The sequence below is a fragment of the Pseudomonas sp. ICBG1301 genome (assembly GCF_016918385.1).
In the GTDB taxonomy this organism is placed as follows: domain Bacteria; phylum Pseudomonadota; class Gammaproteobacteria; order Pseudomonadales; family Pseudomonadaceae; genus Aquipseudomonas; species Aquipseudomonas palleroniana.
In genome coordinates, this window is sequence record NZ_JAEKGB010000004.1 from 99,299 (window position 1) to 122,367 (window position 23,069).

The 23,069-nt window shown below is 58.7% G+C and carries 20 protein-coding genes; 12 read left to right on the plus strand and 8 right to left on the minus strand.

Translation table 11 applies throughout. From position 1 onward, the window contains the following. The first annotated feature begins 14 nt into the window (after positions 1-14). Together trkA and JBE38_RS10555 are read left to right on the plus strand one after the other, a co-directional pair. On the plus strand, positions 15-1,388 hold the full coding sequence (trkA, locus tag JBE38_RS10550; RefSeq protein WP_205344269.1) for a Trk system potassium transporter TrkA: 1,374 nt from the start codon (positions 15-17) through the stop codon (positions 1,386-1,388). Between the two features lie 20 nt (positions 1,389-1,408). Next, positions 1,409-1,720, plus strand: coding sequence for a hypothetical protein (locus JBE38_RS10555; protein WP_060756552.1), 312 nt, complete (start codon positions 1,409-1,411; stop codon positions 1,718-1,720). A 133-nt stretch (positions 1,721-1,853) separates the two neighbouring features. Here the strand turns inward: JBE38_RS10555 and JBE38_RS10560 are convergent, their stop codons facing one another. Both JBE38_RS10560 and JBE38_RS10565 read right to left on the minus strand, forming a co-directional pair. Further along, positions 1,854-2,741: a lysophospholipid acyltransferase gene (locus JBE38_RS10560; protein ID WP_060756553.1), complete on the minus strand. Its 888-nt coding sequence runs from the start codon at positions 2,739-2,741 to the stop codon at positions 1,854-1,856. Between the two features lie 40 nt (positions 2,742-2,781). Continuing rightward, complete coding sequence (locus tag JBE38_RS10565) at positions 2,782-3,339, minus strand: DNA-3-methyladenine glycosylase I (protein WP_104995084.1); 558 nt, start codon at positions 3,337-3,339, stop codon at positions 2,782-2,784. An 81-nt stretch (positions 3,340-3,420) separates the two neighbouring features. On the opposite strand from JBE38_RS10565, the gene glyQ reads away from it, so the two are divergent. The 4 genes from glyQ to JBE38_RS10585 all read left to right on the plus strand — a co-directional run bounded on the left by glyQ (position 3,421) and on the right by JBE38_RS10585 (position 7,817). Next, entirely contained in the window at positions 3,421-4,374 is a 954-nt protein-coding gene (gene glyQ / locus JBE38_RS10570; RefSeq protein ID WP_003187265.1) for a glycine--tRNA ligase subunit alpha, read from the plus strand. Next, positions 4,371-6,425, plus strand: a complete 2,055-nt coding sequence (gene glyS, locus JBE38_RS10575) for a glycine--tRNA ligase subunit beta (protein ID WP_104995083.1) — start codon at positions 4,371-4,373, stop codon at positions 6,423-6,425. The genes glyQ and glyS overlap by 4 nt, the downstream gene beginning before the upstream one ends. A gap of 2 nt (positions 6,426-6,427) precedes the next feature. Continuing rightward, positions 6,428-6,964 (plus strand): D-glycero-beta-D-manno-heptose 1,7-bisphosphate 7-phosphatase, encoded by a 537-nt coding sequence (gmhB, locus tag JBE38_RS10580; protein ID WP_161548523.1) that lies wholly within the window; start codon positions 6,428-6,430, stop codon positions 6,962-6,964. An 82-nt stretch (positions 6,965-7,046) separates the two neighbouring features. Next, positions 7,047-7,817, plus strand: coding sequence for a lysophospholipid acyltransferase family protein (locus JBE38_RS10585; RefSeq protein WP_060756556.1), 771 nt, complete (start codon positions 7,047-7,049; stop codon positions 7,815-7,817). Positions 7,818-7,998: 181 nt separating this feature from the next. Here the strand turns inward: JBE38_RS10585 and JBE38_RS10590 are convergent, their stop codons facing one another. Both JBE38_RS10590 and JBE38_RS10595 read right to left on the minus strand, forming a co-directional pair. Then, complete coding sequence (locus tag JBE38_RS10590) at positions 7,999-10,278, minus strand: CHASE2 domain-containing protein (protein ID WP_060756557.1); 2,280 nt, start codon at positions 10,276-10,278, stop codon at positions 7,999-8,001. A gap of 3 nt (positions 10,279-10,281) precedes the next feature. Then, positions 10,282-11,244, minus strand: coding sequence for a FecR domain-containing protein (locus JBE38_RS10595; protein WP_205344270.1), 963 nt, complete (start codon positions 11,242-11,244; stop codon positions 10,282-10,284). 281 nt (positions 11,245-11,525) lie between these two features. On the opposite strand from JBE38_RS10595, the gene JBE38_RS10600 reads away from it, so the two are divergent. After that, on the plus strand, positions 11,526-12,248 hold the full coding sequence (locus tag JBE38_RS10600) for a response regulator transcription factor (protein WP_060756559.1): 723 nt from the start codon (positions 11,526-11,528) through the stop codon (positions 12,246-12,248). A gap of 102 nt (positions 12,249-12,350) precedes the next feature. Here the strand turns inward: JBE38_RS10600 and gyrB are convergent, their stop codons facing one another. Genes gyrB through dnaA form a run of 4 tightly spaced genes read right to left on the minus strand, consistent with a single transcriptional unit; the run spans position 12,351 to position 18,550 of the window. Then, positions 12,351-14,768 (minus strand): DNA topoisomerase (ATP-hydrolyzing) subunit B, encoded by a 2,418-nt coding sequence (gene gyrB, locus JBE38_RS10605; RefSeq protein ID WP_060756560.1) that lies wholly within the window; start codon positions 14,766-14,768, stop codon positions 12,351-12,353. 4 nt (positions 14,769-14,772) lie between these two features. Then, entirely contained in the window at positions 14,773-15,876 is a 1,104-nt protein-coding gene (recF, locus tag JBE38_RS10610) for a DNA replication/repair protein RecF (RefSeq protein ID WP_060756561.1), read from the minus strand. A gap of 20 nt (positions 15,877-15,896) precedes the next feature. Beyond that, positions 15,897-17,000 carry a DNA polymerase III subunit beta gene (dnaN, locus tag JBE38_RS10615; protein WP_060756562.1) on the minus strand — a complete coding sequence of 368 codons (1,104 nt, stop codon included), beginning with the start codon at positions 16,998-17,000 and terminating at the stop codon, positions 15,897-15,899. A gap of 38 nt (positions 17,001-17,038) precedes the next feature. Further along, positions 17,039-18,550 carry a chromosomal replication initiator protein DnaA gene (gene dnaA, locus JBE38_RS10620; protein ID WP_060756563.1) on the minus strand — a complete coding sequence of 504 codons (1,512 nt, stop codon included), beginning with the start codon at positions 18,548-18,550 and terminating at the stop codon, positions 17,039-17,041. Between the two features lie 585 nt (positions 18,551-19,135). Between dnaA and rpmH the strand changes: the two genes are divergently transcribed. The 5 genes from rpmH to mnmE all read left to right on the plus strand — a co-directional run bounded on the left by rpmH (position 19,136) and on the right by mnmE (position 23,064). Further along, positions 19,136-19,270, plus strand: a complete 135-nt coding sequence (rpmH, locus tag JBE38_RS10625; RefSeq protein ID WP_003213577.1) for a 50S ribosomal protein L34 — start codon at positions 19,136-19,138, stop codon at positions 19,268-19,270. 13 nt (positions 19,271-19,283) lie between these two features. Next, entirely contained in the window at positions 19,284-19,691 is a 408-nt protein-coding gene (gene rnpA / locus JBE38_RS10630) for a ribonuclease P protein component (RefSeq protein ID WP_020302575.1), read from the plus strand. Continuing rightward, positions 19,684-19,929: a membrane protein insertion efficiency factor YidD gene (yidD, locus tag JBE38_RS10635; RefSeq protein WP_003213574.1), complete on the plus strand. Its 246-nt coding sequence runs from the start codon at positions 19,684-19,686 to the stop codon at positions 19,927-19,929. Before rnpA ends, yidD begins: the two co-directional genes overlap by 8 nt. 2 nt (positions 19,930-19,931) lie before the next feature. After that, a complete protein-coding gene (yidC, locus tag JBE38_RS10640; protein WP_060756565.1) occupies positions 19,932-21,614 on the plus strand; it encodes a membrane protein insertase YidC in 1,683 nt (560 codons plus the stop codon). 79 nt (positions 21,615-21,693) lie between these two features. Further along, positions 21,694-23,064 (plus strand): tRNA uridine-5-carboxymethylaminomethyl(34) synthesis GTPase MnmE, encoded by a 1,371-nt coding sequence (mnmE, locus tag JBE38_RS10645; protein ID WP_205344271.1) that lies wholly within the window; start codon positions 21,694-21,696, stop codon positions 23,062-23,064. The last annotated feature ends 5 nt before the right edge of the window (positions 23,065-23,069 follow it).

The window sequence follows — 23,069 nt, forward strand, 5'->3', positions numbered from 1 at the left end:
AAGGGAGTGACCGGATGAAAATCATCATCCTTGGGGCAGGGCAGGTTGGCGGTACGCTGGCCGAGCATTTGGCCAGCGAAGCCAACGACATCACGGTGGTCGACACCGACAGCGAACGCCTGCGCAACCTCGGCGACCGCCTGGACATCCGCACTGTGCAAGGCCGCGCATCATTCCCGACGGTGCTGCGCCAGGCCGGCGCCGACGATGCCGATATGCTGGTGGCCGTGACCAACAGTGACGAAACCAACATGGTTGCCTGCCAAGTCGCCCACACCCTGTTCCACACCCCGACCAAGATCGCCCGCGTGCGTGAAGCGGCCTACCTGACCCGTGCGGGGCTGTTCGACAACGACGCGATTCCGGTGGACGTGTTGATCAGCCCGGAGCAGGTGGTGACCCACTACATCAAGCGCCTGATCGAGATACCCGGCGCCTTGCAGGTGATCGACTTCGCCGAAGGCAAGGCACAATTGGTGGCGGTTAAGGCTTACTACGGTGGCCCGCTGGTCGGCCAGCAACTGCGCCAGTTGCGCGAACACATGCCGAATGTGGAAACCCGCGTAGCGGCTATTTTCCGACGCGACCGGCCGATCCTGCCCCAGGGCGATACGGTGATCGAGGCTGACGACGAGGTATTTTTCATCGCAGCCAAGGCGAATATTCGCGCAGTGATGAGCGAAATGCGCCGGCTCGACGAGAGCTACAAACGCATCGTGATCGCGGGGGGTGGGCAGATCGGCGAACGCTTGGCGGAGGCGATTGAAAGCCGCTACCAAGTGAAGATCATCGAGATGAGCCCGACACGTTGCCGGTATTTGTCCGACACGCTCGACAGTACCGTGGTGCTGCAAGGCAGTGCCTCGGACCGCGACCTGCTGATGGAAGAAAACATTGCCGACGCGGATATCTTCCTGGCCCTGACCAACGATGACGAAGCCAACATCATGTCTTCCCTGCTGGCCAAGCGACTGGGCGCGAAGAAGGTGATGACCATCATCAACAACCCGGCCTATGTCGACCTGATTCAAGGGGGCGATATAGACATCGCCATCAGCCCGCAGTTGGCCACCATTGGCACCTTGCTCGCCCACGTGCGCCGTGGCGATATCGTCAGCGTGCACTCCCTGCGCCGGGGCGCGGCGGAGGCCATCGAGGCGATCGCCCACGGTGATGCGAAATCGAGCAAGGTGATCGGCAAGGCCATCCGCGATATCGGCCTGCCACCGGGCGCCACCATCGGCGCGATCATTCGTGATGAAGAAGTGATCATCGCCCACGACGACACGGTGATCGCCACGGGCGACCATGTGATTTTGTTCCTGGTGGATAAAAAGCATATCCGCGATGTGGAGAAGTTGTTCCACGTGGGGCTGAGCTTTTTCTGACGCAAAAGGAGTACGCCGGCATGCTCGAATCCCTGGAGAAAATGCTCGCCAAGGGTGTTGATAATTCCCTGCTGCGCTTTGGCTTGGGCAAGGGTTACCTGGACCTGAAGGACAACGCCAAGGCCGTGGAGCATTTACGCAAGTGCGTCGAGTTTGACCCGAAGTATTCGGCGGCGTGGAAGTTGCTGGGCAAGGCGCAGGCGGGATTGGGTGATATCGCTGCGGCGCGGCTGGCGTGGGAGAAAGGGATCGAAGCGGCCCAGACCCATGGCGACAAGCAGGCCGAGAAAGAGATGACGGTGTTCCTGAAGAAACTCGACCGTCAGCCCTGACCGGAATGAAATGTGGGAGGGGGCTTGCTCCCGATTGCAGTGTGTCAGCCAAGAATTACTTAGCTGAACCACCGCTATCGGGAGCAAGCCCCCTCCCACATTGGGTTTTGCTTGGGTATTGAGCCAGTGGGGCCTAGTACCACCGCGCCTCGCCCGGCGGGCGCTTCTTGAAGCGCTTCATGCTCCACATGTACTGGCTCGGGTACGCGCCGACATAACGCTCCACCACCTTGCTCATGGCCGCGCAGGACGTGGCGGTGTCGGTGCTGTACATGTCTTCCGGCGCCGCTTCCAGGATCACTTTGTAGCCTGAGCCATCCGGCAACCGCAGCGCATGCAGGAAGACACCCACAGCCTTGTGGCCTGCGAGCATGTTCGGCACGAACTTGCTGGTCAGCGCCTGGGTGGCGAAGAACGGCACGAAGATCCCTGCCGATTCGGCCGGCTCCGGGTCGGCGGGGATGCCGACCTGGCCGCCTTTGCGCACTTCCTTGATCACGCTGAGAATGCCTTCCTTGGTCGACGCCGCCACGCGGTTACCCAGTTGCACCCGCTGTTTTTGCAGGAGTTCATCCACCGCCTTGAGCTTCGGCGGGCGGTAGAAAATGATCGGTTTGCATTGGTTGCAATAGAAGTGATTGAGCACTTCCCAGTTGCCCAGGTGGCTGGTGATGCCCACCACGCCTTTGCCTGAGGCCAGGGCTTGGTGCAGCACTTCCAGGCCTTCGACTTCGCGCACCAGGTCGATGGAGCGCTGGGCCGGCCAGATCCAGGCACAGGCGCTTTCGGTCAGGGACTTGCCGATATCCATCAGGCTCTGGCCGACCAGCCGCTCGCGAGCGGCCGGGTCCATGTCCGGGAAGCACTTGGAGAGGTTGATCCGCACCGTGTCGCGAGAGCGGTTGGGGGTTTTCCACATGATCCAGCCAATCGCCGTGCCGACGGCTTGAACGGCGCGCCAGGGCAGCAGGGCAAACAACCGGAGAGCGCCTACCAGCAAGGCGCCTTTAAACTTTTCCACAGGTCACTCCTGATCGTGTGTGGTGCGCAAAGCGGGCATTCTAACCGGCGTTGGCCAACTGCGCGTAACGGTCACAGTCCTGGGTGTGGTCCATGACCATGCCGCTGGCCTGCATGAAGGCATAGCAGATGGTCGGCCCGACAAAGGTGAACCCGGCCTTTTTCAGGGCCTTGCTCATGGCTTCGGCCTCGGGGGTAATTGCCGGGACTTCGCTGCGGTCCTTGAAGTGATTGACCTTGGGCACGCCGCCAACGAAGGACCAGAGCCACCCCACCGGGTCTTCCAGGGCCAGCCAGGCAGCGGCATTGCGCCGGGTGGCGTTGAGCTTCAAGCGATTGCGCACGATACCCGGATCGAGCATCAAGGCATCGATTTCAGCATCGGTCAGTTTCGCCAACCGCTGCGCATCAAAACCGAACAACACCTTTCGATAATGCTCGCGTTTGCGTAAAACGGTGATCCAGGACAGGCCCGCCTGGAACCCTTCGAGCAAAAGCAACTCGAACAAACCCTGCGCATCGCGCAGCGGCGTTCCCCACTCCTGATCGTGATATGCCATGTACAGCGGATCTTCAGAACACCAAAAGCAGCGTGGCATAAGGCTCCAGGGGGTGGTAGCAGGGCCGAATCGGGTATACTCCCGCTCTTTAAATCGCAGCCCAAGTAACAGGTGAATTTCGTGAGCCAGCCTACGCCAGCCGTGCGTACCTTCCAAGACTTGATCCTCGCCCTCCAGCAATATTGGGCCGAGCAAGGTTGTGTGGTACTTCAGCCCTACGATATGGAAGTAGGCGCCGGCACTTTCCACACCGCCACATTCCTGCGGGCCATCGGCCCGGAAACCTGGAACGCCGCTTATGTGCAGCCCAGTCGTCGCCCGACTGACGGCCGCTACGGCGAAAACCCCAACCGCCTGCAGCACTACTACCAGTTCCAGGTGGTCTTGAAGCCGAACCCGGACAATTTCCAGGAGCTGTACCTGGGCTCGTTGAAACATGTCGGCCTGGACCCACTGGTCCACGATATCCGTTTCGTCGAAGACAACTGGGAATCGCCGACCCTGGGCGCCTGGGGCCTGGGCTGGGAAGTGTGGCTCAACGGCATGGAAGTGACGCAGTTCACTTACTTCCAGCAAGCGGGCGGCATCGAGTGCTACCCGGTGACCGGCGAAATCACCTACGGCCTTGAGCGCCTGGCCATGTACCTGCAAGGCGTGGACTCGGTCTACGACTTGGTGTGGGCGGACGGCCCGTTCGGCAAAGTGACCTACGGCGATGTGTTCCATCAGAACGAGGTGGAGCAGTCCACCTACAACTTCGAACACGCCAACGTCGACAAGCTGTTCGAACTGTTCGACTTCTATGAAAGCGAAGCCAAGCGCCTGATCGAACTCGACCAGCCGCTGCCGTTGCCAAGCTATGAAATGGTGTTGAAGGCCTCCCATACCTTCAACCTGCTCGACGCCCGCCGTGCCATCTCGGTAACCGCGCGTCAGCAATACATCCTGCGTGTCCGCACCCTGGCGCGTTCCGTCGCCCAAGCCTACCTGCTGGCACGCGCCAAGCTGGGCTTCCCGATGGCAACCCCGGATTTGCGTGATGAAGTGTTGGCTAAGCTGGAGGCTGCACAATGAGTGCTCAAGATTTCCTGGTTGAACTGGGCACCGAAGAGCTGCCACCCAAGGCACTCAATACCCTGGCCGACGCCTTCCTGGCCGGTATCGAAAAAGGCCTGCAAACCGCCGGCCTGAAGTTTGAAGCGAAGAAAGTCTACGCCGCGCCACGCCGCCTGGCCGTGTTGCTGACCGCCCTGGAAACCCAGCAGCCGGACCGCAGCATCAACCTTGACGGCCCACCGCGCCAGGCCGCTTTCGACGCCGAAGGCAACCCGACCCAGGCCGCCCTTGGTTTTGCCAAGAAGTGTGGCGTGGAGCTGAGCGATATCGACCAGAGCGGCCCGAAACTGCGCTTCAGCCAGGTCATCACCGGCAAGCCGACCGCAAGCCTGCTGCCGACCATCGTCGAAGATTCGCTGAACGACCTGCCGATCCCCAAGCGCATGCGCTGGGGTGCGCGCAAAGAAGAATTCGTACGCCCGACCCAGTGGCTGGTCATGCTGCTCGGTGACCAGGTCATCGACTGCACCATCCTCGCCCAGAAAGCGGGCCGTGATTCCCGTGGCCACCGCTTCCACCATCCCGAAGCCGTGCGCATTACTTCGCCGGCCAACTACCTCAACGACCTGCGTGCCGCCTACGTGCTGGCCGATGCCAACGAGCGTCGCGAGCTGATCAGCAAACGCACCGAAGAGCTGGCTCGCCTGCAGGAAGGCACCGCCATCGTGCCGCCAAGCCTGCTTGATGAAGTGACCGCCCTGGTTGAATGGCCGGTGCCGCTGGTGTGCTCGTTCGAGGAACGTTTCCTCGAGGTGCCGCAAGAAGCGCTGATCACCACCATGCAGGACAACCAGAAGTACTTCTGCCTGCTGGACGTGGACGGCAAGTTGCTGCCGCGCTTCATCACAGTGGCCAACATCGAGAGCAAGGACCCGCAGCAGATCATCGCCGGTAACGAAAAAGTCGTTCGCCCGCGCCTGACCGACGCCGAGTTCTTCTTCAAGCAAGACAAGAAGCAGAAGCTCGAAGACTTCAACCTGCGCCTGCAGAACGTGGTGTTCCAGGAAAAACTCGGCAGTGTCTACGACAAGGCCGTACGCGTTTCCAAGCTGGCTGCCTACATTGCGCCACGTATCGGCGGTGATGCTGCACGGGCTGCGCGTGCGGGCCTGCTGTCCAAGTGCGACCTGGCCACCGAGATGGTTGGCGAGTTCCCCGAGATGCAAGGCGTCGCCGGTTACTACTACGCCCTCAACGACGGCGAGCCGGAGGATGTGGCCCTGGCACTGAACGAGCAGTACATGCCGCGCGGTGCCGGTGCCGAGCTGCCAAGCACCCTGACCGGTGCGGCCGTGGCCATCGCCGACAAGCTGGACACCCTCGTTGGTATCTTCGGTATCGGCATGTTGCCCACCGGCAGCAAAGACCCGTATGCCCTGCGCCGTGCGGCCCTGGGCGTGCTGCGTATCCTGATCGACAAGAAGCTGGACCTCGACCTGACCCAGGCCGTGGTGTTCGCGGTCGGCCAGTTCGGTGCCAAGGTCAAGCAAGCCGGCCTAGCCGAGCAAGTGCTGGAGTTTGTGTTCGACCGCCTGCGTGCGCGTTACGAAGACGAAGGCGTGGATGTTTCCGTCTACCTGTCGGTACGTGCCCTGCAACCGGGTTCGGCGCTGGACTTCGACCAACGCGTGCAAGCCGTACAGGCGTTCCGCAAGCTGCCGGAGGCCGATGCCCTGGCCGCCGTGAACAAACGCGTGTCGAACCTGCTGAGCAAGGCCGAAGGCTTGGGCAACGCCGAAGTCGACCCGGGCCTGTTTGCCGATGCCAAGGAGTTCTCGCTGAACTCGGCCATCGCCAAGGCGGAAAACGCGGTGAAGCCGCTGATCGCCGAGCGTAACTACGCCGAAGCGCTGGCGCGCCTGGCGAGCTTGCGTGAGCCGGTGGATGCGTTCTTCGAGGCGGTGATGGTCAATGCCGAAGAGGCCGGCGTGCGGAAAAACCGTTATGCCATGCTGGCGCGCCTGCGCGGCTTGTTCATCGGCATCGCTGATATTTCCACACTGAGCTGACTATGTTGAAACTGCTGATTCTCGATCGGGACGGGGTGATCAACTATGACTCCGACGCTTACATCAAGTCGGTGGAGGAGTGGGTTCCACTGCCCGGCTCGATCGAGGCCATCGCGCAGTTGAGCAAAGCCGGCTGGACGGTGGCGATCGCCACCAACCAGTCCGGCATTGCCCGTGGCTACTACGACATCGCCACCCTGGACGCCATGCATGCGCGATTGCGCACGTTAGTCGCCGAGCAGGGCGGTGAGGTGGGGCTGGTGGTGTACTGCCCCCACGGGCCGGATGAGGGCTGCGATTGCCGCAAACCCAAGCCTGGCATGTTGAAAACCATTGCAGAACATTACAAGGTGCCCTTGGCTGGGCTATGGTTCGTCGGGGACAGCCTCGGTGACCTGGAGGCGGCCAAAGCCGTCGACTCTCAGCCAGTTTTGGTTAAGACCGGGAAAGGCGAAAAGACCCAGGCGAAAAACCTGCCGGTAGGCACTTTGATTTTTGACGATCTGGCGGCGGTTGCCGCAGAACTTATCAACAACTAGCCGCCCTCGACTTCCTGGCCAAGGACTGTTCGGGAGTGCGCTTTTAACAGGCGGGCCGTGTCCCGCAACGGTAAATGCCGCCATGTCGATCTTGCAGGCCATCAGAACCTTTTTCTTTTACCTGCTGCTGGGCACCAGTTCGTTTCTCTGGTGCACCCTGAGCTTTTTTATTGCGCCTTTTTTGCCGTTCAAGGCGCGTTATCGCTTTATCAACGTCTATTGGTGCCGCTGCGCGTTGTGGCTGACCCGGGTATTCCTCAACATCCGTTTCGAGGTCAAGGGTGCTGAAAACGTCCCGGACCAGCCCTGCGTGATTCTGTCGAACCACCAGAGCACGTGGGAGACGTTCTTCCTGTCGGCCTACTTCTCGCCATTGAGCCAGGTACTCAAGCGTGAGTTGCTGTACGTGCCGTTCTTCGGCTGGGCCATGGCCATGCTTCGGCCAATTGCCATTGACCGTGACAACCCCAAGGCGGCGCTCAAGCACGTGGCCAAAAAAGGCGACGAATTGCTCAAGGACGGCGTCTGGGTGTTGATCTTCCCTGAAGGCACTCGGGTGCCCTACGGCACCGTAGGCAAGTTCTCACGCGGTGGTACCGCGCTGGCGGTCAACGCGAACCTGCCGGTTTTGCCAATCGCCCACAACGCCGGCAAGTTCTGGCCAAAGACGGGTTGGGCAAAACGCGAGGGCACCATCACCGTAGTGATTGGTGAGCCAATGTACGCCGAAGGTGAAGGACCGCGTGCCATTGCTGCGCTGAATGATCGCGCTGCCGCGTGGAACGAGGCACAACAGCGAGCCATGGGTTCGTTGCCTCCGGAGCCGGTTGTGGTCGAAACACCGGCGGTGTGAGCTTCTGTGGATAACCTGTGTACGGTTTGTTGGCGAATTGATGATTTTCAAACTTAACAAACTGATTTTATTACATATTTCTTGATCTTATAAAATCTCGAAAAACGTGCATAAGTTTTTTCAGTCAAAAAAAACCGGTCCTTGTGACCGGTTTTTTATGCACAACGAAAAAGTACGTTTTTTATTCGTCCAAGAGGGGCAGGGAAAGGATGAAGGTAGAGCCTTTTTCCAACTCGCTTTCACACCGGATACGACCACCATGACGCTCGACCACGGCTTTGACCATGGTCAGGCCCAACCCCAACCCTTCGCTGCCCTGGGCCGAATCAAAGCGCCGGTACTGGTTGAACAGCTCGGGCAAGTCGTCAGGCGCAATACCCGGCCCCTGATCGCTGATGCGGCACTCCAGAACACCTTGCCCGCTGCTATGGCTCAAGCTGACGGTGGTACCGGACGGCGAGTACTTGATGGCGTTCTCCAGCACATTAAACAGCGCTCGAGTGAGCAATGATTGATCTGCCGACACCATGGCCTCATCGGCTTCATCCAGGTCGTGGACGAGGTGGATGCCCTTGAGCTGGGCGAGCAACGCCACCTGGTCAAAGGCGTCCATCACCAGCATGGCGAACAGCGTGGGCTGGAACTGATAGCCGTCGGCTTCGGCCTTGGCCAATTGCACAAAGGATTCCGTGAGGCTCAAGGCTCGCTTCACTTGTTGTTCGATTTGAGCAAACACCGGTGACTCGCTGTTGTGCACATCCAGCAGGGCCAATATTGCCGAATGCGGCGCACGCAGGTCGTGGGACAAAAAGCGCAACATCGTCTCACGGTGTTGCTGGGCCTCGCGCTCCTTGCTCAGGTCGGTCAGGCTCAGCAGCCAGCCGAGGGCGATATCGCCTTCAGCCGGCAGCAAGGGTGCGAGTTCCATGCGCAAGCTGCGTTGGTGGATGTCACGGAATTCAACAAGCTCCAACGCCGAGAGGGCAGGGCGAACGCCGTTGTGCAGCGGTGGATAACCCAAATCAGCGAGCTGTTCGATCAGATTGGCGCTGACCAGATCGCTACCGAACACCTCACGAGCGATGCGATTGGCCAGCAATATGGTGCCTTGGGGATCGGTAATCAGCGTTGCCACCGGCAGGCACTCCAGACCATCGGCCATGAAACGGCGCGTGTCACGTGTGCGGCTAACCGCCTGCTCCAAGGCAAAAATCCGCGCCTGTAACATATCCCCTTTGCTTGCGGGGGCGCGACGACGTTCGGGGAGAACCTTGGGTTCGTGATCCAGGCGCGCCAGTTCCCAGCCGAAATAAGCGAGGATCACGCTGAGACGACGCCAGTTCCAGATCAGGTAGCTGAGCAGCAAACCGATCAGACACGCCGCCGGCGGCCACCAGTGCCCCATGCGCAGCAGCAGCCATGCCCCCAGCAGAGCGCCAGCCATGCACCCCAGCGTCATCCACAAGGCGTACCGGGGCCGATACAGCAGCAGGCCCAGTAACACGGCCACCAACGAGGTCGCGATCAACGCGGCGAGCCAACCGGGCAGCTCGACAATGCTGCGCTCTTGCAGCAAGCCGTTGAGGACGTTGGCCTGGATCTCGACACCCGCCGTGGTGCCCGCAATCGACGACAGCGGGGTGACAAAACGATCGCCCATTCCAGAGGCGGTGGCCCCCACCAGGATCAGGCGATTGCGCAGCCGCTCAGGGGCGACTTCACCGCGTAACAGGCTGGCGTAGGAGACACTGGGAAAATGGGTATGGGCCGCGATGAACGGGATGCGTATAGCGTAGTCCCGATGCCACTGCGCGCTGGTTTGCGCCATCGGCTCGCCAGGCATCTCAGACGGTTGGCCGCTTAATGTGTAGGCCAGCCACGCCAATTGCGGTGTGGTAGCACCGGGCGGGCCTTCGCGCAGGTAGAGGCTACGAACCACGCCATCGCTATCCGCTTCAACGTTGATATGCCCAAGGCCCTTGGCGCATTTGAGCAGGGGCAAGAGTTGCGGGTCCGGCTCGCTATAGGTGGCGGCGCCTTCACGCAATAACGGCAATACCACGTTACCTGCGTTGCAAATCGCATCCGCCAGGCGTCGATCATTGGCGGGTACACCTGGCTCGCTGAAGATCACATCGAACAGGATCGCCGCCGGTTGTGCGTCACTCAGGCGGTCGATCAAGTCGGCGTGCAGGCTGCGCGGCCAGGGCCATCGGCCCAGCGCTTTGACGCTCTGATCATCAATCGTCACCAACAAGATGCGCGGGTCCACCGGCAGAGGGGCCAGGCGGCGAAGGCTGTCGTACAGCGGGTTGTTCAGCGCCAGCCCCGGGCTGAGGGACAGGTAGGCGGTGATCGGCAATAGCAGCAGACCTATCCACAACCATTCCCGAACCAGGCCGTGGAATAAACGCTGGGCATGGGTAGGCTGGCGTTTCTCGGCCTTGCGCCAGAGCATCATCGGTCAGCCACCGGATGCCTGCGCCTGGGTGGCGGGTGGGTAGTAGAAGATGTCATAAACCCCGGTTTCTCCCTCCAGGCCGTGCTCATCGTACGCCGACAAACGCACGTGATAGAACGACGCTTTGAGCCCAGTGAAGCTCATTTTCGGCTCGCTGGAAAAGTTTTGCTGCTTGATGTTCAGGAAGGCGCTATCCGTGGCAACTTGCGCGCGATAACGCTGCGCCCCCGGTAATGGTCGCAGGTACAAATGCCACACCGGCGCGTCGCCTTTCTGGCCGTCCTGCCCAACCAACACCGGCGCCGGCAGAAGCTCCACGGGCTTGAGTTCACCCCGTCTGGTGAACAACAGTCCCTGGCGCGCATCCACCTTCACTTCGCCGTCGACAGGACCGGTGACCCGCTTTGTGTTCACATCACGGTTGACCGCGACCTGCCCGTTGAGCACCTCCAATACCGATTGCTCACCTTCATCGCGTACTCGAAAGTGCGTACCGCGTACCCCCAGCACTCCCACGGGAGTCACGATCTGGAACCGATCATAGGCGCTGTCCCGCTTGATCACATAGGCTTCAGCCTGGCCTTGTTCGAGAACGACCTGGGGAATCGACAGCGGTTGCACCGAGCGCAAATGCACCTGCGAATGGGAAGGCAGGACCACTCTCGAACCGTCGCCGAACAACAGGCTGGTGAACGCCGATTCCGAGGTTCTCACGCCTTCTTGCTCATCGATGGTCATGCCTTCTTGCAGAGGGTGCGCCTTGCCCTGGCTGTCCAGCTTCCAGGCGTCCCCTGTCAGATGCAGGACAACCGCCGGCAGCGGCTGGGCACGACAGACAAAATGATCATCGATGTAGGCGGCGCGGGGCGCCGCGCAAACAGGTAGGGCAACCAAGGCCATGAGCAGGAACGAGGGGAGTATCCCGTACCCGCTGCGGGGAGAAAAACTCAGGGTGCTTATCGACATGGGGCTTCCATAGTGCGTCTCACAAAAACGCGCAGGTTTTACGCACGTTACGCATGCGTCGGCTGATCCTTTTCCTCAGGAGCAGGAGCCGGTATCTTTCCCACATTGGTACTGAAGACATTCAATGAGTTAACGGCTCTTTGCTATCAGCGTACCGATTGATCCACGGGGTGTTGCGTCTGGCCACAATTATTCAGATTCAACACCAGGTATTTGCTCTGTACGAAATCGCTGTCGAACAGGCCATCGACGGCCGCTATTTTAGTTGAAAGGACCCACCCATGCGTGTCGCAATACTGGATGACGAGCCTGCCGAACTACGCCGGGTTGAACAGACACTGCGACAGATCCCCAGCACTGCGGAACAGCCGTGGTCCCTGCATTTCTTTGAGCGCGGCGAAGACCTGTTGCGCCAGTTACGCCGGGAAACCTTCGATCTGCTGATACTCGATTGGCAACTGCCTGATATCAGCGGAATCGCCCTGTTGCGCTGGACCCGAGAACACATGGAGGTCCCCCCTGCGGTCATCATGCTGACCAGCCGGGACGCAGAGAGCGACATCGTCACGGCACTCAACAGCGGGGCCGATGACTACGTCAGCAAACCCTTCCGCCCCAATGAGCTCAAAGCACGGGTCAGTGCGGTGCTACGCCGTCATGGTTTGCAAAAGCCCGCCACCAGCGAGCTGCAAAGTTTCAACGACCTGACCTTTGACGATGCCGAGCTGACCGTCACCCGTGCAGGTAAACCAATCAATCTGACCGAGAGGGAGTATCGACTGGCCAGTTGCTTGTTCGCAAACCTCGCGCGGCCGCTGTCCCGTGAGTACCTGTATGAACGGTTCTGGACCCATGAGGAAATGGTGTCCTCCCGCCCGCTGGATACGCATATCTATCGACTGCGTAACAAGCTGGGGCTGACGGCGGATCGAGGCTGGCAGTTGCTGACTATCTATGGGTATGGGTATCGGTTGGAGAGTGTGGCGACGACCACGTCGGACTAAAATCGGCAATGTTCCACGTGGAGCATTTTAAAAATACATCCCCGCAGCAATAAAAAAGGCCAACGCATAGCGTTGGCCTTTTGCTTTAGCGCGTAGGCTTGATCAGAAGTCCAAGTTGGACACCGCCAAGGCATTGCTCTCGATGAAGTCACGGCGAGGCTCGACCGCATCACCCATGAGGGTGTTGAAGATCTGGTCTGCGCCAATGGCGTCTTCGATGGTCACGCGCAACATGCGACGCTGGCTTGGGTCCATGGTGGTTTCCCACAGCTGATCCGGGTTCATCTCACCCAGACCTTTGTATCGCTGGATGGTATGACGCTTGGTGCTTTCAGCCATCAGCCAGTCGAGGGCTTCCTTGAATTCCTTGACGGGCTTTTTGCGTTCGCCACGCTGGATGTAAGCGCCTTCGTCCAACAGAGTGCTCAGTTGAGCGCCCAGGGTAACCACGGTCTTGTAGTCATTGCTGCCGAAGAAGTCGCGGTTGAAGGTGACGTAGTTGGACAGGCCGTGGGAGATCAGTTCGACCTCGGGCAACCACACGCCACGTTCACGATCTTCACGCAGGCTGGCTTTGTAGACCAGGCCGGATTTCTCGACGGTACGCAAGCGCACTTCGTATTGAGCCAACCATTCCTGCATGGCCGCGTGATCACCCAACTGCTCCAGGCTGACCGCCGGCAGGTAGATGAAGTGCTCGGTCAGTTCCTGAGGGTACAGGCGCGACAGACGCTTGAGGGTCTTCATCACCATGCGGAAGTCGTTAACCAGACGCTCCAGTGCCTCACCGGAGATACCCGGCGCCTCGTCGTTCAAGTGCAGGCTGGCATCTTCCAGGGCCGACTGCGTCATGTACTCTTCCATGGCGTCGTCGTCTTTGATGTATTGCTCTTGCTTGCCCTTTTTCACTTTGTACAACGGCGGCTGGGCGATGTAGATGTAGCCGCGCTCGATCAGCTCCGGCAACTGACGGAAGAAGAAGGTCAGCAGCAGGGTACGGATGTGCGAACCGTCGACGTCAGCATCGGTCATGATGATGATGTTGTGGTAGCGCAGCTTGTCGATGTTGTACTCGTCGCGACCGATGCCGCAGCCCAGTGCCGTGATCAAGGTGCCGACTTCCTGGGAAGAAATCATCTTGTCGAAACGGGCTTTCTCGACGTTGAGGATCTTGCCCTTCAACGGCAGGATGGCCTGGGTACGACGGTTACGGCCCTGCTTGGCGGAGCCGCCAGCAGAGTCACCTTCCACCAGGTACAGTTCGGAGAGGGCAGGGTCCTTCTCCTGACAGTCCGCGAGTTTGCCTGGCAAGCCGGCAATATCCAGCGCGCCTTTGCGGCGGGTCATCTCACGGGCTTTACGTGCTGCTTCACGGGCACGTGCGGCGTCGATCATCTTGCCAACTACCAGCTTGGCTTCGTTCGGGTTTTCCAACAGGAAGTCGGAGAAGTACTTGCCCATCTCCTGTTCCACTGCGGTCTTCACTTCGGAAGACACCAGCTTGTCTTTGGTCTGGGAGCTGAACTTGGGGTCCGGTACTTTAACCGAGATGATCGCAGTCAAGCCTTCACGCGCATCGTCACCGGTGGTGGCGACTTTGTGCTTCTTCGCCAGGCCCTCGGCCTCGATGTAGGTGTTCAGGTTACGCGTCAGTGCGGAACGGAAACCCACCAGGTGAGTACCGCCATCGCGCTGTGGAATGTTGTTGGTGAAGCACAACAGGTTCTCGTTGAAGCTGTCGTTCCACTGCAGGGCGATTTCCACGCCGATGCCGTCTTCACGCTGGATATTGAAGTGGAACACCTGGTTGACCGCAGTCTTGTTGGTGTTCAGGTATTCAACGAACGCACGCAGGCCACCTTCGTACTTGAACAGTTCTTCCTTGCCGCTGCGCTCGTCCTTGAGGACGATACCCACACCGGAGTTAAGGAAGGACAGCTCACGAATACGCTTGGCGAGGATATCCCAGCTGAAGTGGATATTCTTGAACGTCTCGCTGGAAGCCTTGAAGTGAATCTGGGTACCGGTGGTTTCACTGTCACCCACGATCGCCATGGGTGCCTGAGGCACGCCATGCACGTAGGTTTGCTCCCAGATTTTGCCGCTGCGGCGAACGGTCAACACCAGCTCTTCCGAGAGGGCGTTTACTACCGAAACACCTACGCCGTGCAAGCCGCCAGACACTTTATACGAGTTATCGTCGAACTTACCGCCAGCGTGGAGCACGGTCATGATGACCTCGGCCGCCGAAACGCCTTCTTCTTTATGCACATCAACCGGAATGCCGCGACCATTGTCGCGCACGGTGATGGATTCATCCGGGTGGATGATGATGCTGATGTCGTCGCAGTGACCGGCCAGCGCTTCGTCGATGGAGTTGTCGACCACCTCGAACACCATGTGGTGCAGACCGCTACCATCATCGGTGTCGCCGATGTACATACCGGGACGTTTGCGTACGGCATCCAAACCTTTCAGCACTTTGATGCTGGTCGAGTCGTACGTGTTTTCTTCGCTCATGCCTTCACTCCCGATGGTCGTGGGTCTGGGTGATACGGCCCTGTTCCACGTGGAACAAAGCGACTGGCGTTTCCGTCTGCCAGCCTTCCCTCAATAATTCGTGGTCTACACAGGTGATGAACACCTGGCAGCGTAAGTCTTCCAACAAGCGGCATAGCGAACGGCGGTGCTGCTCATCGAGTTCGGACGGCAGGTCATCCACCAGATAAATACACTGACCGCGCCGGGCCTGGCTAACCAAGTGACCCTGGGCGATACGTAAAGCACACACCACCAACTTCTGCTGGCCGCGCGACAAGATATCCGCAGCGTTGTGTGCGCCCAATCTGAGACGCAAATCAGCGCGTTGCGGGCCAGCCTGTGTATGGCCAATTTGCTGATCCCGTTGCAGGGATGTGGCGAGCACTGCACTCAGTTCACGCTCTTTATCCCATCCGCGGTAGTAGCTCAGCGTCAGCCCTTCGAGATCCAACAGTTCTCTTAAGGTCTGCTCAAAGACTGGTTTCAAGGCTTTGATATAAGCACGGCGGTATTCATCTATTTCGTCGCTGGCCAGGCACAGTTCCCGGTCCCAGGCCGCTTGTGAAGCGGCGTCAAGTGTACCATGCCGCAGCCACGAGTTCCGCTGCCGCAGGGCCTTCTGCAGGCGCTGCCAAGTGGCCATGAATCGTGGTTCCACGTGGAACACACCCCAATCGAGGAATTGCCTGCGAATTTTGGGTGCACCTTCCAGCAAGCGAAAGCTATCAGGATTGATCAATTGCAAAGGCAGAATTTCGGCAAGTTGCGCCGCACTCCGCGCGTTTTGCCCATCAATGCGAATTTGAAACTCCCCACTGCGATCCCGAGATATCCCCAGGCTGCTATGTCCACCTTCAGCCAGCTCAACCTGGCCAAATACCGTGCACGCCAATTGTTCGTACTGGATGACGGGTAACAGCCGAGCACTGCGAAACGAACGGGCGAGCCCCAGCAAATGGATGGCTTCCAGCACGCTGGTTTTGCCACTGCCATTGGCGCCGTGGAGGATGTTGATGCGGGGGGAGGGGGAGAAGGTCACCGGGTGCAGATTGCGCACCGCGGTGACCGAGACGCGACTGAGGGACATCTAGCTTCTGCTGAGCATAATTACAGGCGCATCGGCATGACAACGTAAGCCGAGTCGTCGTTATCGGATTCTTGCACCAGGGCGCTGCTGTTGGAGTCCGACAGAATCAGGCGAACCTGTTCGGTAGTCATTACACCCAATACGTCCAGCAGGTAGCTCACGTTGAAGCCGATCTCCAGCGAGCCGCCGTTGTAGTCGACGCCCACTTCTTCTTCCGCTTCTTCCTGCTCCGGGTTGTTGGCCTGGATCTTCAGCTGACCGTTAGCCAGTTGCAGACGGATACCACGGTACTTTTCGTTGGACAGGATCGCAGTACGGCTGAAGGCTTCACGCAACGCCTGACGATCGCCGAGTACCAGCTTGTCACCACCTTTAGGCAGTACGCGCTCGTAATCCGGGAATTTGCCGTCAACCAGCTTGGAAGTGAAGGTGAACTCGCCGGTAGTGGCACGGATGTGGTGCTGACCCAGGACAATGCTGACGTTGCCATCGGGCTCAGTCAGCAGGCGCGCCAGTTCAAGGATACCTTTACGCGGGACGATCACCTGGTGACGATCCGGCTGGCCGATGTCGGCCTTCATCGAGCACATTGCCAAGCGGTGCCCGTCCGTGGCGACAGCACGGATGATGCCTTCCGACACTTCCAACAACATGCCGTTGAGGTAGTAACGCACGTCCTGCTGCGCCATGGCGAAGCTGGTACGCTCGATCAACCGACGCAGCTTGCTCTGTTCCAGGCTGCACGTCAGCGAGCCGGGGCCCTCTTCTACAGTCGGGAAATCATTGGCCGGCAAGGTAGACAGGGTGAAGCGGCTGCGGCCGGCCTTGACGACCAACTTGCCCTCATCCACCTTGATGTCGATCAGGGCGTCGTTCGGCAGGCTCTTGCAGATGTCCATCAGCTTGCGCGCCGGCACCGTGATCTCGCCAGGCTCGGCGGGCTCTTCCAACTGCACACGACCGACCAGCTCGACTTCAAGGTCGGTACCGGTCAGGGACAATTGCTGGCCTTCGACTACCAGCAATACGTTGGAAAGCACCGGCAAGGTCTGTCGGCGCTCGACGACGCCCGCGACCAGTTGCAGGGGTTTCAACAGGGCTTCGCGTTGAATGGTGAAATGCATGGTCTAGTCCCTTGCCTTAATAAGCTGCGCTGGTGTCATCACGTTGTCAGTGTACGCAGCAGGTTCTTGTAGTCCTCGCGAATATCCGCGTCGGATTCCTTAAGTTCGTTGATTTTGCGGCACGCGTGCAAGACCGTGGTGTGGTCACGACCGCCAAATACATCACCGATTTCCGGCAGGCTGTGGTTGGTCAGCTCCTTGGAGAGGGCCATGGCAACCTGACGGGGACGAGCCACCGAGCGCGAGCGGCGCTTGGACAGTAGGTCCGAAATCTTGATCTTGTAGTACTCGGCAACAGTGCGCTGGATGTTATCCACACTCACTAGCTTGTCTTGCAGTGCCAACAAGTCTTTGAGGGATTCGCGAATCAGCTCGATGGTGATATCGCGCCCCATGAAATGCGAGTGTGCGATAACCCGCTTGAGCGCACCTTCCAGCTCACGCACATTGGAGCGGATGCGCTGGGCAATGAAGAACGCAGCATCGTGCGGCAGTTCGACCTTGGCCTGGTCGGCCTTTTTCATCAGGATCGCTACCCGGGTTTCCAGCTCCGGCGGCTCGACCGCAACGGTCAGGCCCCAGCCGAAGCGGGACTTCAGGCGTTCTTCGAGGCCCTCGATTTCCTTCGGATAACGGTCACTGGTCAAGATGACCTGCTGGCCGCCTTCGAGCAGGGCATTGAAGGTATGGAAAAACTCTTCCTGAGAACGTTCTTTGCGCGCGAAGAATTGAATGTCATCGATCAGCAAGGCATCCACCGAGCGGTAGAAACGCTTGAACTCGTTGATTGCATTGAGCTGCAGGGCCTTGACCATGTCAGCCACGAAACGCTCCGAATGCAGGTACACGACCTTGGCGTTCGGGTTCTTCTTTAATAGGTGGTTACCCACAGCGTGCATCAAGTGAGTCTTACCCAAGCCAACGCCACCATAAAGGAAGAGTGGGTTATAACCATGCTTGGGATTATCGGCGACCTGCCAGGCCGCTGCACGAGCCAGTTGGTTGGATTTACCTTCGACGAAATTCTCAAAGGTAAAGGTACGGTTCAGGTAACTGGTGTGCTTGAGCGCACCTTCGACCTGCACGGTGCGCTGTTCGGCGCGGACCGGGGCCTGCTGCGAACTCGCACCGGCCATTGGGTCGAAGCTGTCGCGAGACGGCTCTTCATTTTCCGAAACATCTTTTTGCGCGGACGATTTGGCCGGCGCCGGCGTCGGGCTTGGCGTAGCAACAACCGGTGCAACCTGGGCCTGCGACGCGGCAGCGGCCAACGGTGCGTTCGGCGCCGCGCGCGGTGCCGAGCTGCGTTTGCTGCCTATTAATAAGGAAAGCGCAGGTGCAAGGCCGTTGCCATGTTCGTCGAGCAATTCGAGAACGCGGCTCAGGTACTTCTCATTGACCCAGTCGAGAACAAAACGATTCGGCGCGTAGACACGCAACTCGTCGCCTTCGGCTTCGACCTGTAGCGGACGGATCCAGGTGTTGAATTGCTGGGCAGGCAGCTCATCGCGCAATAGCTCCACGCACTGCTGCCAAAGTTCCACTGACACGGATATCCCCTAAGTTGAAAGCCGGTGAGGCAAAAACAGCCGCCATTGTAGCGGTCGGCCGCTCACTTATCCACATGTAGGTTGCCCACAGGGCACCCAAAATCAATGCGTTAACCGCAAAAAAGGCGACCAATGGTCTGTGTATAAGCTCTGTGGATAAACCTGCCTGAGCTCGTTGCAAAAGTGGGGGTGAAAGTCTGTGGGTAACTGGCCTGTGGATAACTAGCTGTTCCACCCACAGCTTATCCGATAGCGCAGCACAGGCAGAGCACCGTTTCTCCCCCGTGTTGTCATTCTCTGTACAGCACGTGAAATATGGCCTCAAGGTAGTTATCCACAGATGAAGGGCTGCCTAGCTTTTATAAGCTTTACAGAAAAGCTTTAAATAACTTCCTTCTCTATTTTTATATCTATGACACTCGACATGAAAGCGAGAAGGCAGAAAAGGGCGCTTTGCCTTATAGAGATCTAATTAAAGGAAAAGCTGGTTGGAAATTGACCTAGAGGCTTGCTTTCTCTAGAATCGCCGGTCTCTTAAAACGGGGGCCATTCCGGCCCGTTGTGGACGAACCAGGTAACAACGCCATGAAACGTACTTTCCAACCCAGCACCATCAAACGCGCCCGTACCCACGGCTTCCGTGCCCGCATGGCCACCAAGAACGGTCGTGCCGTCCTGTCGCGTCGTCGCGCCAAAGGTCGCGCGCGTCTGGCAGTTTGATAATCCGGCACTGGTGGTGAGTCAGGACTTCAGTCGGGAAAAGCGTCTGCTAACTCCCCGGCATTTCAAGGCAGTCTTTGACTCCCCCACCGGCAAGGTTCCGGGGAAAAATCTCCTGCTCCTTGCGCGTAACAACGATCTGGATCACCCCCGTCTCGGGTTGGTGATCGGCAAGAAGAGCGTAAAGCTCTCCGTTGAGCGCAATCGCCTCAAGCGTCTGATGCGCGAATCGTTTCGCCTCCACCAGGACACTCTGGTTGGTTGGGATATTGTTATCGTCGCGCGTAAAGGCTTGGGGGACGTAGAAAACCCCGAATTGATTCAGCATTTCGGCAAGCTCTGGAAACGTTTGGCGCGTACCCACAAGCCAGCACCAGCAGTCAGCACCGAAACTGTAGGGGTAGACAGCCTTGATGCGTAAACTGGCCCTCGTTCCGATCCAGTTTTATCGCTATGCCATTAGTCCTCTGATGGCCAACCACTGTCGTTTCTACCCCAGTTGTTCCTGCTACGCGTTAGAGGCCATAGAAAATCATGGTCTTCTGCGCGGTGGCTGGCTGACCTTTCGTCGTTTAGGTCGCTGTCATCCGTGGAATCCCGGTGGTTATGACCCGGTTCCGCCTATCCCTACCTCCCGTTCTTCTTCGATGGCCGAGTAATCATGGATATTAAACGCACGATCCTGATCGTCGCCCTGGCAATCGTGTCCTACGTTATGGTTCTTAAGTGGAACCAGGACTATGGTCAAGCTGCCCTGCCGACTCAGAATGTTGCTACCAATCAGGCTGCGCCGGCTATTCCGGACACCCCGCTGGGTAACAATGCTTCCGCCAGTGCCGATGTACCCAGCGCGAATGCCGATACCAGCACCCCTGTAGAAACGCCGGTGGTCACCAATAAAGACCTCATCCACGTAAAAACGGATGTGCTCGACCTGGCTATCGATCCACAAGGCGGTGACATCGCGCAGTTGAAACTGCCGCTGTATCCACGTCGTCAAGACCACCCGGATGTTCCGTTCCAACTGTTCGATAACGGTGGCGAGCGTATTTATCTGGCACAAAGTGGCCTGACTGGCCCCAACGGCCCGGATGCACGTGCTACCGGTCGTCCGGTTTATTCGACCGAACAAAAGAATTATCAACTGGCTGACGGCCAGAATCAGTTGAACGTCGACCTGAAGTTCAGCCTCGACGGCGTCAATTACATCAAGCGTTTCAGCTTCACCCGCGGTTTGTACGACTTGAAGGTCACTTACCTGATCGACAACGAAAGCGACAAACCCTGGAACGGCAACCTGTTTGCCCAGCTCAAGCGTGACAACAGCGCCGATCCTTCTTCCAGCACCGCCACCGGCACCGCGACGTACCTGGGCGCCGCCCTGTGGACAAGTAGCGAGCCGTACAAAAAAGTGTCGATGAAAGATATCGACAAGGGCGCTCTGAAAGAAACCGTCCAAGGCGGTTGGGTTGCGTGGTTGCAACACTACTTCGTGACCGCGTGGATCCCGAACAAGGGTGAAGCCAACCTGGTTCAAACCCGCAAAGACAGCCAAGGCAACTACATCATCGGTTTCACTGGCCCGTCGTTGACCGTCGCGCCAGGTGCCAAGGCTGAAACCAGCGCTACTCTGTATGCCGGCCCAAAAAGCCAGGCAGTGTTGAAAGAGTTGTCCCCAGGTCTGGAACTGACTGTGGATTACGGCTTCCTGTGGTTCATTGCCCAGCCGATCTTCTGGCTGCTGCAACATATCCACAGCATCGTCGGTAACTGGGGCTGGTCGATCATCTTCCTGACCATGCTGATCAAAGGGCTTTTCTTCCCTCTGTCGGCAGCCAGCTACAAGTCGATGGCGCGCATGCGTGCAGTGGCGCCGAAACTGGCCGCGTTGAAAGAACAGCATGGTGATGACCGGCAGAAAATGTCGCAGGCCATGATGGAGCTGTACAAGAAAGAGAAGATCAACCCGTTGGGTGGATGCTTGCCGATTCTGGTACAGATGCCGGTGTTCCTGTCGCTGTACTGGGTTCTCCTGGAAAGCGTGGAAATGCGCCAGGCTCCGTTCATGCTGTGGATAACTGACCTGTCGATCAAAGACCCGTTCTTTATCCTGCCGATCATCATGGGCGCGACCATGTTCATCCAGCAGCGTCTGAACCCGGCTCCACCGGACCCGATGCAGGCCAAGGTAATGAAAATGATGCCAATCATCTTCACCTTCTTCTTCCTGTGGTTCCCAGCTGGTCTGGTTCTGTACTGGGTAGTCAACAACGTGTTGTCGATCTCCCAACAGTGGTACATCACTCGTAAGATCGAAGCGGCTACCAAAAAAGCCGCGGCGTAACTTACTCTGTGGATAACCACTCAAGACGCCCCCTAGTGGGGCGTTTTGCTTTCCGTCACTTTTGTTCTGGAACCTGATGATGAGCGCTCCTCGTGAAACCATCGCTGCTGTCGCTACCGCTCAAGGTCGCGGTGGTGTCGGCATCGTTCGAATTTCCGGGCCGCTTGCGGGTGCGGCGGCGCGGGCAATCAGTGGTCGAGAGCTGAAACCGCGTTTTGCTCATTACGGTCCGTTTCTGGATGCCGATGAAGCCGTGCTGGACGAAGGTTTGGCCCTGTATTTTCCGGGCCCCAATTCCTTCACAGGTGAAGACGTGCTGGAACTGCAGGGCCACGGTGGCCCGGTGGTCCTTGATATGTTGCTGCAGCGCTGCCTGCAACTGGGCTGCCGGTTGGCACGCCCAGGCGAGTTCAGTGAGCGGGCATTCCTCAACGACAAGCTTGACCTGGCCCAGGCTGAAGCGATTGCCGACCTGATCGAGGCCAGTTCTGCACAGGCCGCGCGCAATGCTCTGCGCTCGTTGCAGGGCGCCTTTTCCCTGCGTGTGCATAACTTGACCGAGCAACTGATCAGCTTGCGCATTTATGTCGAGGCGGCAATTGATTTTCCGGAGGAAGAAATCGACTTCCTCGCCGATGGCCATGTCTTGGCGATGCTGGATAAGGTTCGTGATGAATTATCCACAGTACTGCGTGAAGCCGGGCAGGGGGCCTTGCTGCGCGATGGCATGACCGTTGTGATCGCTGGCCGCCCCAATGCTGGCAAATCCAGCTTGCTCAACGCCTTGGCAGGTAGAGAGGCGGCTATCGTCACGGAGATCGCCGGCACCACGCGGGATATCTTGCGCGAACATATCCACATCGATGGCATGCCCCTGCATGTGGTCGACACGGCGGGGTTGCGTGATACCGACGATCAGGTCGAAAAAATCGGCGTGGAACGGGCGCTCAAGGCTATCGGTGAAGCGGACCGGGTACTGCTGGTCGTCGATGCAACGGCACCGGAGGCTGTAGATCCTTTTGCGCTCTGGCCGGAATTCCTTGAGCAACGCCCCGACCCGAGCAAAGTCACCTTGATCCGCAACAAGGCCGACTTGACCGGCGAAGCGATTACCATGGAAACCAGCGAGGATGGCCACGTCACGCTCAGCCTGAGCGCCAAGTCGGCAGGGGATGGCCTGGAACTGCTGCGCGAGCACCTCAAGGCCTGCATGGGCTACGAACAGACCTCGGAAAGCAGCTTCAGTGCGCGCCGCAGGCACTTGGAGGCACTGCGCCATGCCAGCTCAGCGTTGGAACACGGCCGAGCTCAGCTGACTTTGGCGGGTGCGGGCGAGCTGCTGGCCGAGGACTTGCGCCAGGCGCAGCAGCTGTTGGGCGAAATCACCGGCGCGTTCAGCTCCGATGATTTACTCGGGCGAATCTTCTCCAGCTTCTGTATCGGCAAATAACCGAG

Coding starts and splice junctions, on each gene's coding strand:
- trkA (WP_205344269.1), top strand. CDS start 15: ATGAAAATCATCATCCTTGGGGCAGGGCAGGTTGGCGGTACGCTGGCC.
- JBE38_RS10555 (WP_060756552.1), top strand. CDS start 1,409: ATGCTCGAATCCCTGGAGAAAATGCTCGCCAAGGGTGTTGATAATTCC.
- JBE38_RS10565 (WP_104995084.1), bottom strand. CDS start 3,339: ATGCCACGCTGCTTTTGGTGTTCTGAAGATCCGCTGTACATGGCATAT.
- glyS (WP_104995083.1), top strand. CDS start 4,371: ATGAGTGCTCAAGATTTCCTGGTTGAACTGGGCACCGAAGAGCTGCCA.
- gmhB (WP_161548523.1), top strand. CDS start 6,428: ATGTTGAAACTGCTGATTCTCGATCGGGACGGGGTGATCAACTATGAC.
- JBE38_RS10585 (WP_060756556.1), top strand. CDS start 7,047: ATGTCGATCTTGCAGGCCATCAGAACCTTTTTCTTTTACCTGCTGCTG.
- JBE38_RS10590 (WP_060756557.1), bottom strand. CDS start 10,278: ATGATGCTCTGGCGCAAGGCCGAGAAACGCCAGCCTACCCATGCCCAG.
- JBE38_RS10595 (WP_205344270.1), bottom strand. CDS start 11,244: ATGTCGATAAGCACCCTGAGTTTTTCTCCCCGCAGCGGGTACGGGATA.
- JBE38_RS10600 (WP_060756559.1), top strand. CDS start 11,526: ATGCGTGTCGCAATACTGGATGACGAGCCTGCCGAACTACGCCGGGTT.
- gyrB (WP_060756560.1), bottom strand. CDS start 14,768: ATGAGCGAAGAAAACACGTACGACTCGACCAGCATCAAAGTGCTGAAA.
- recF (WP_060756561.1), bottom strand. CDS start 15,876: ATGTCCCTCAGTCGCGTCTCGGTCACCGCGGTGCGCAATCTGCACCCG.
- dnaN (WP_060756562.1), bottom strand. CDS start 17,000: ATGCATTTCACCATTCAACGCGAAGCCCTGTTGAAACCCCTGCAACTG.
- rpmH (WP_003213577.1), top strand. CDS start 19,136: ATGAAACGTACTTTCCAACCCAGCACCATCAAACGCGCCCGTACCCAC.
- yidD (WP_003213574.1), top strand. CDS start 19,684: ATGCGTAAACTGGCCCTCGTTCCGATCCAGTTTTATCGCTATGCCATT.
- yidC (WP_060756565.1), top strand. CDS start 19,932: ATGGATATTAAACGCACGATCCTGATCGTCGCCCTGGCAATCGTGTCC.
- mnmE (WP_205344271.1), top strand. CDS start 21,694: ATGAGCGCTCCTCGTGAAACCATCGCTGCTGTCGCTACCGCTCAAGGT.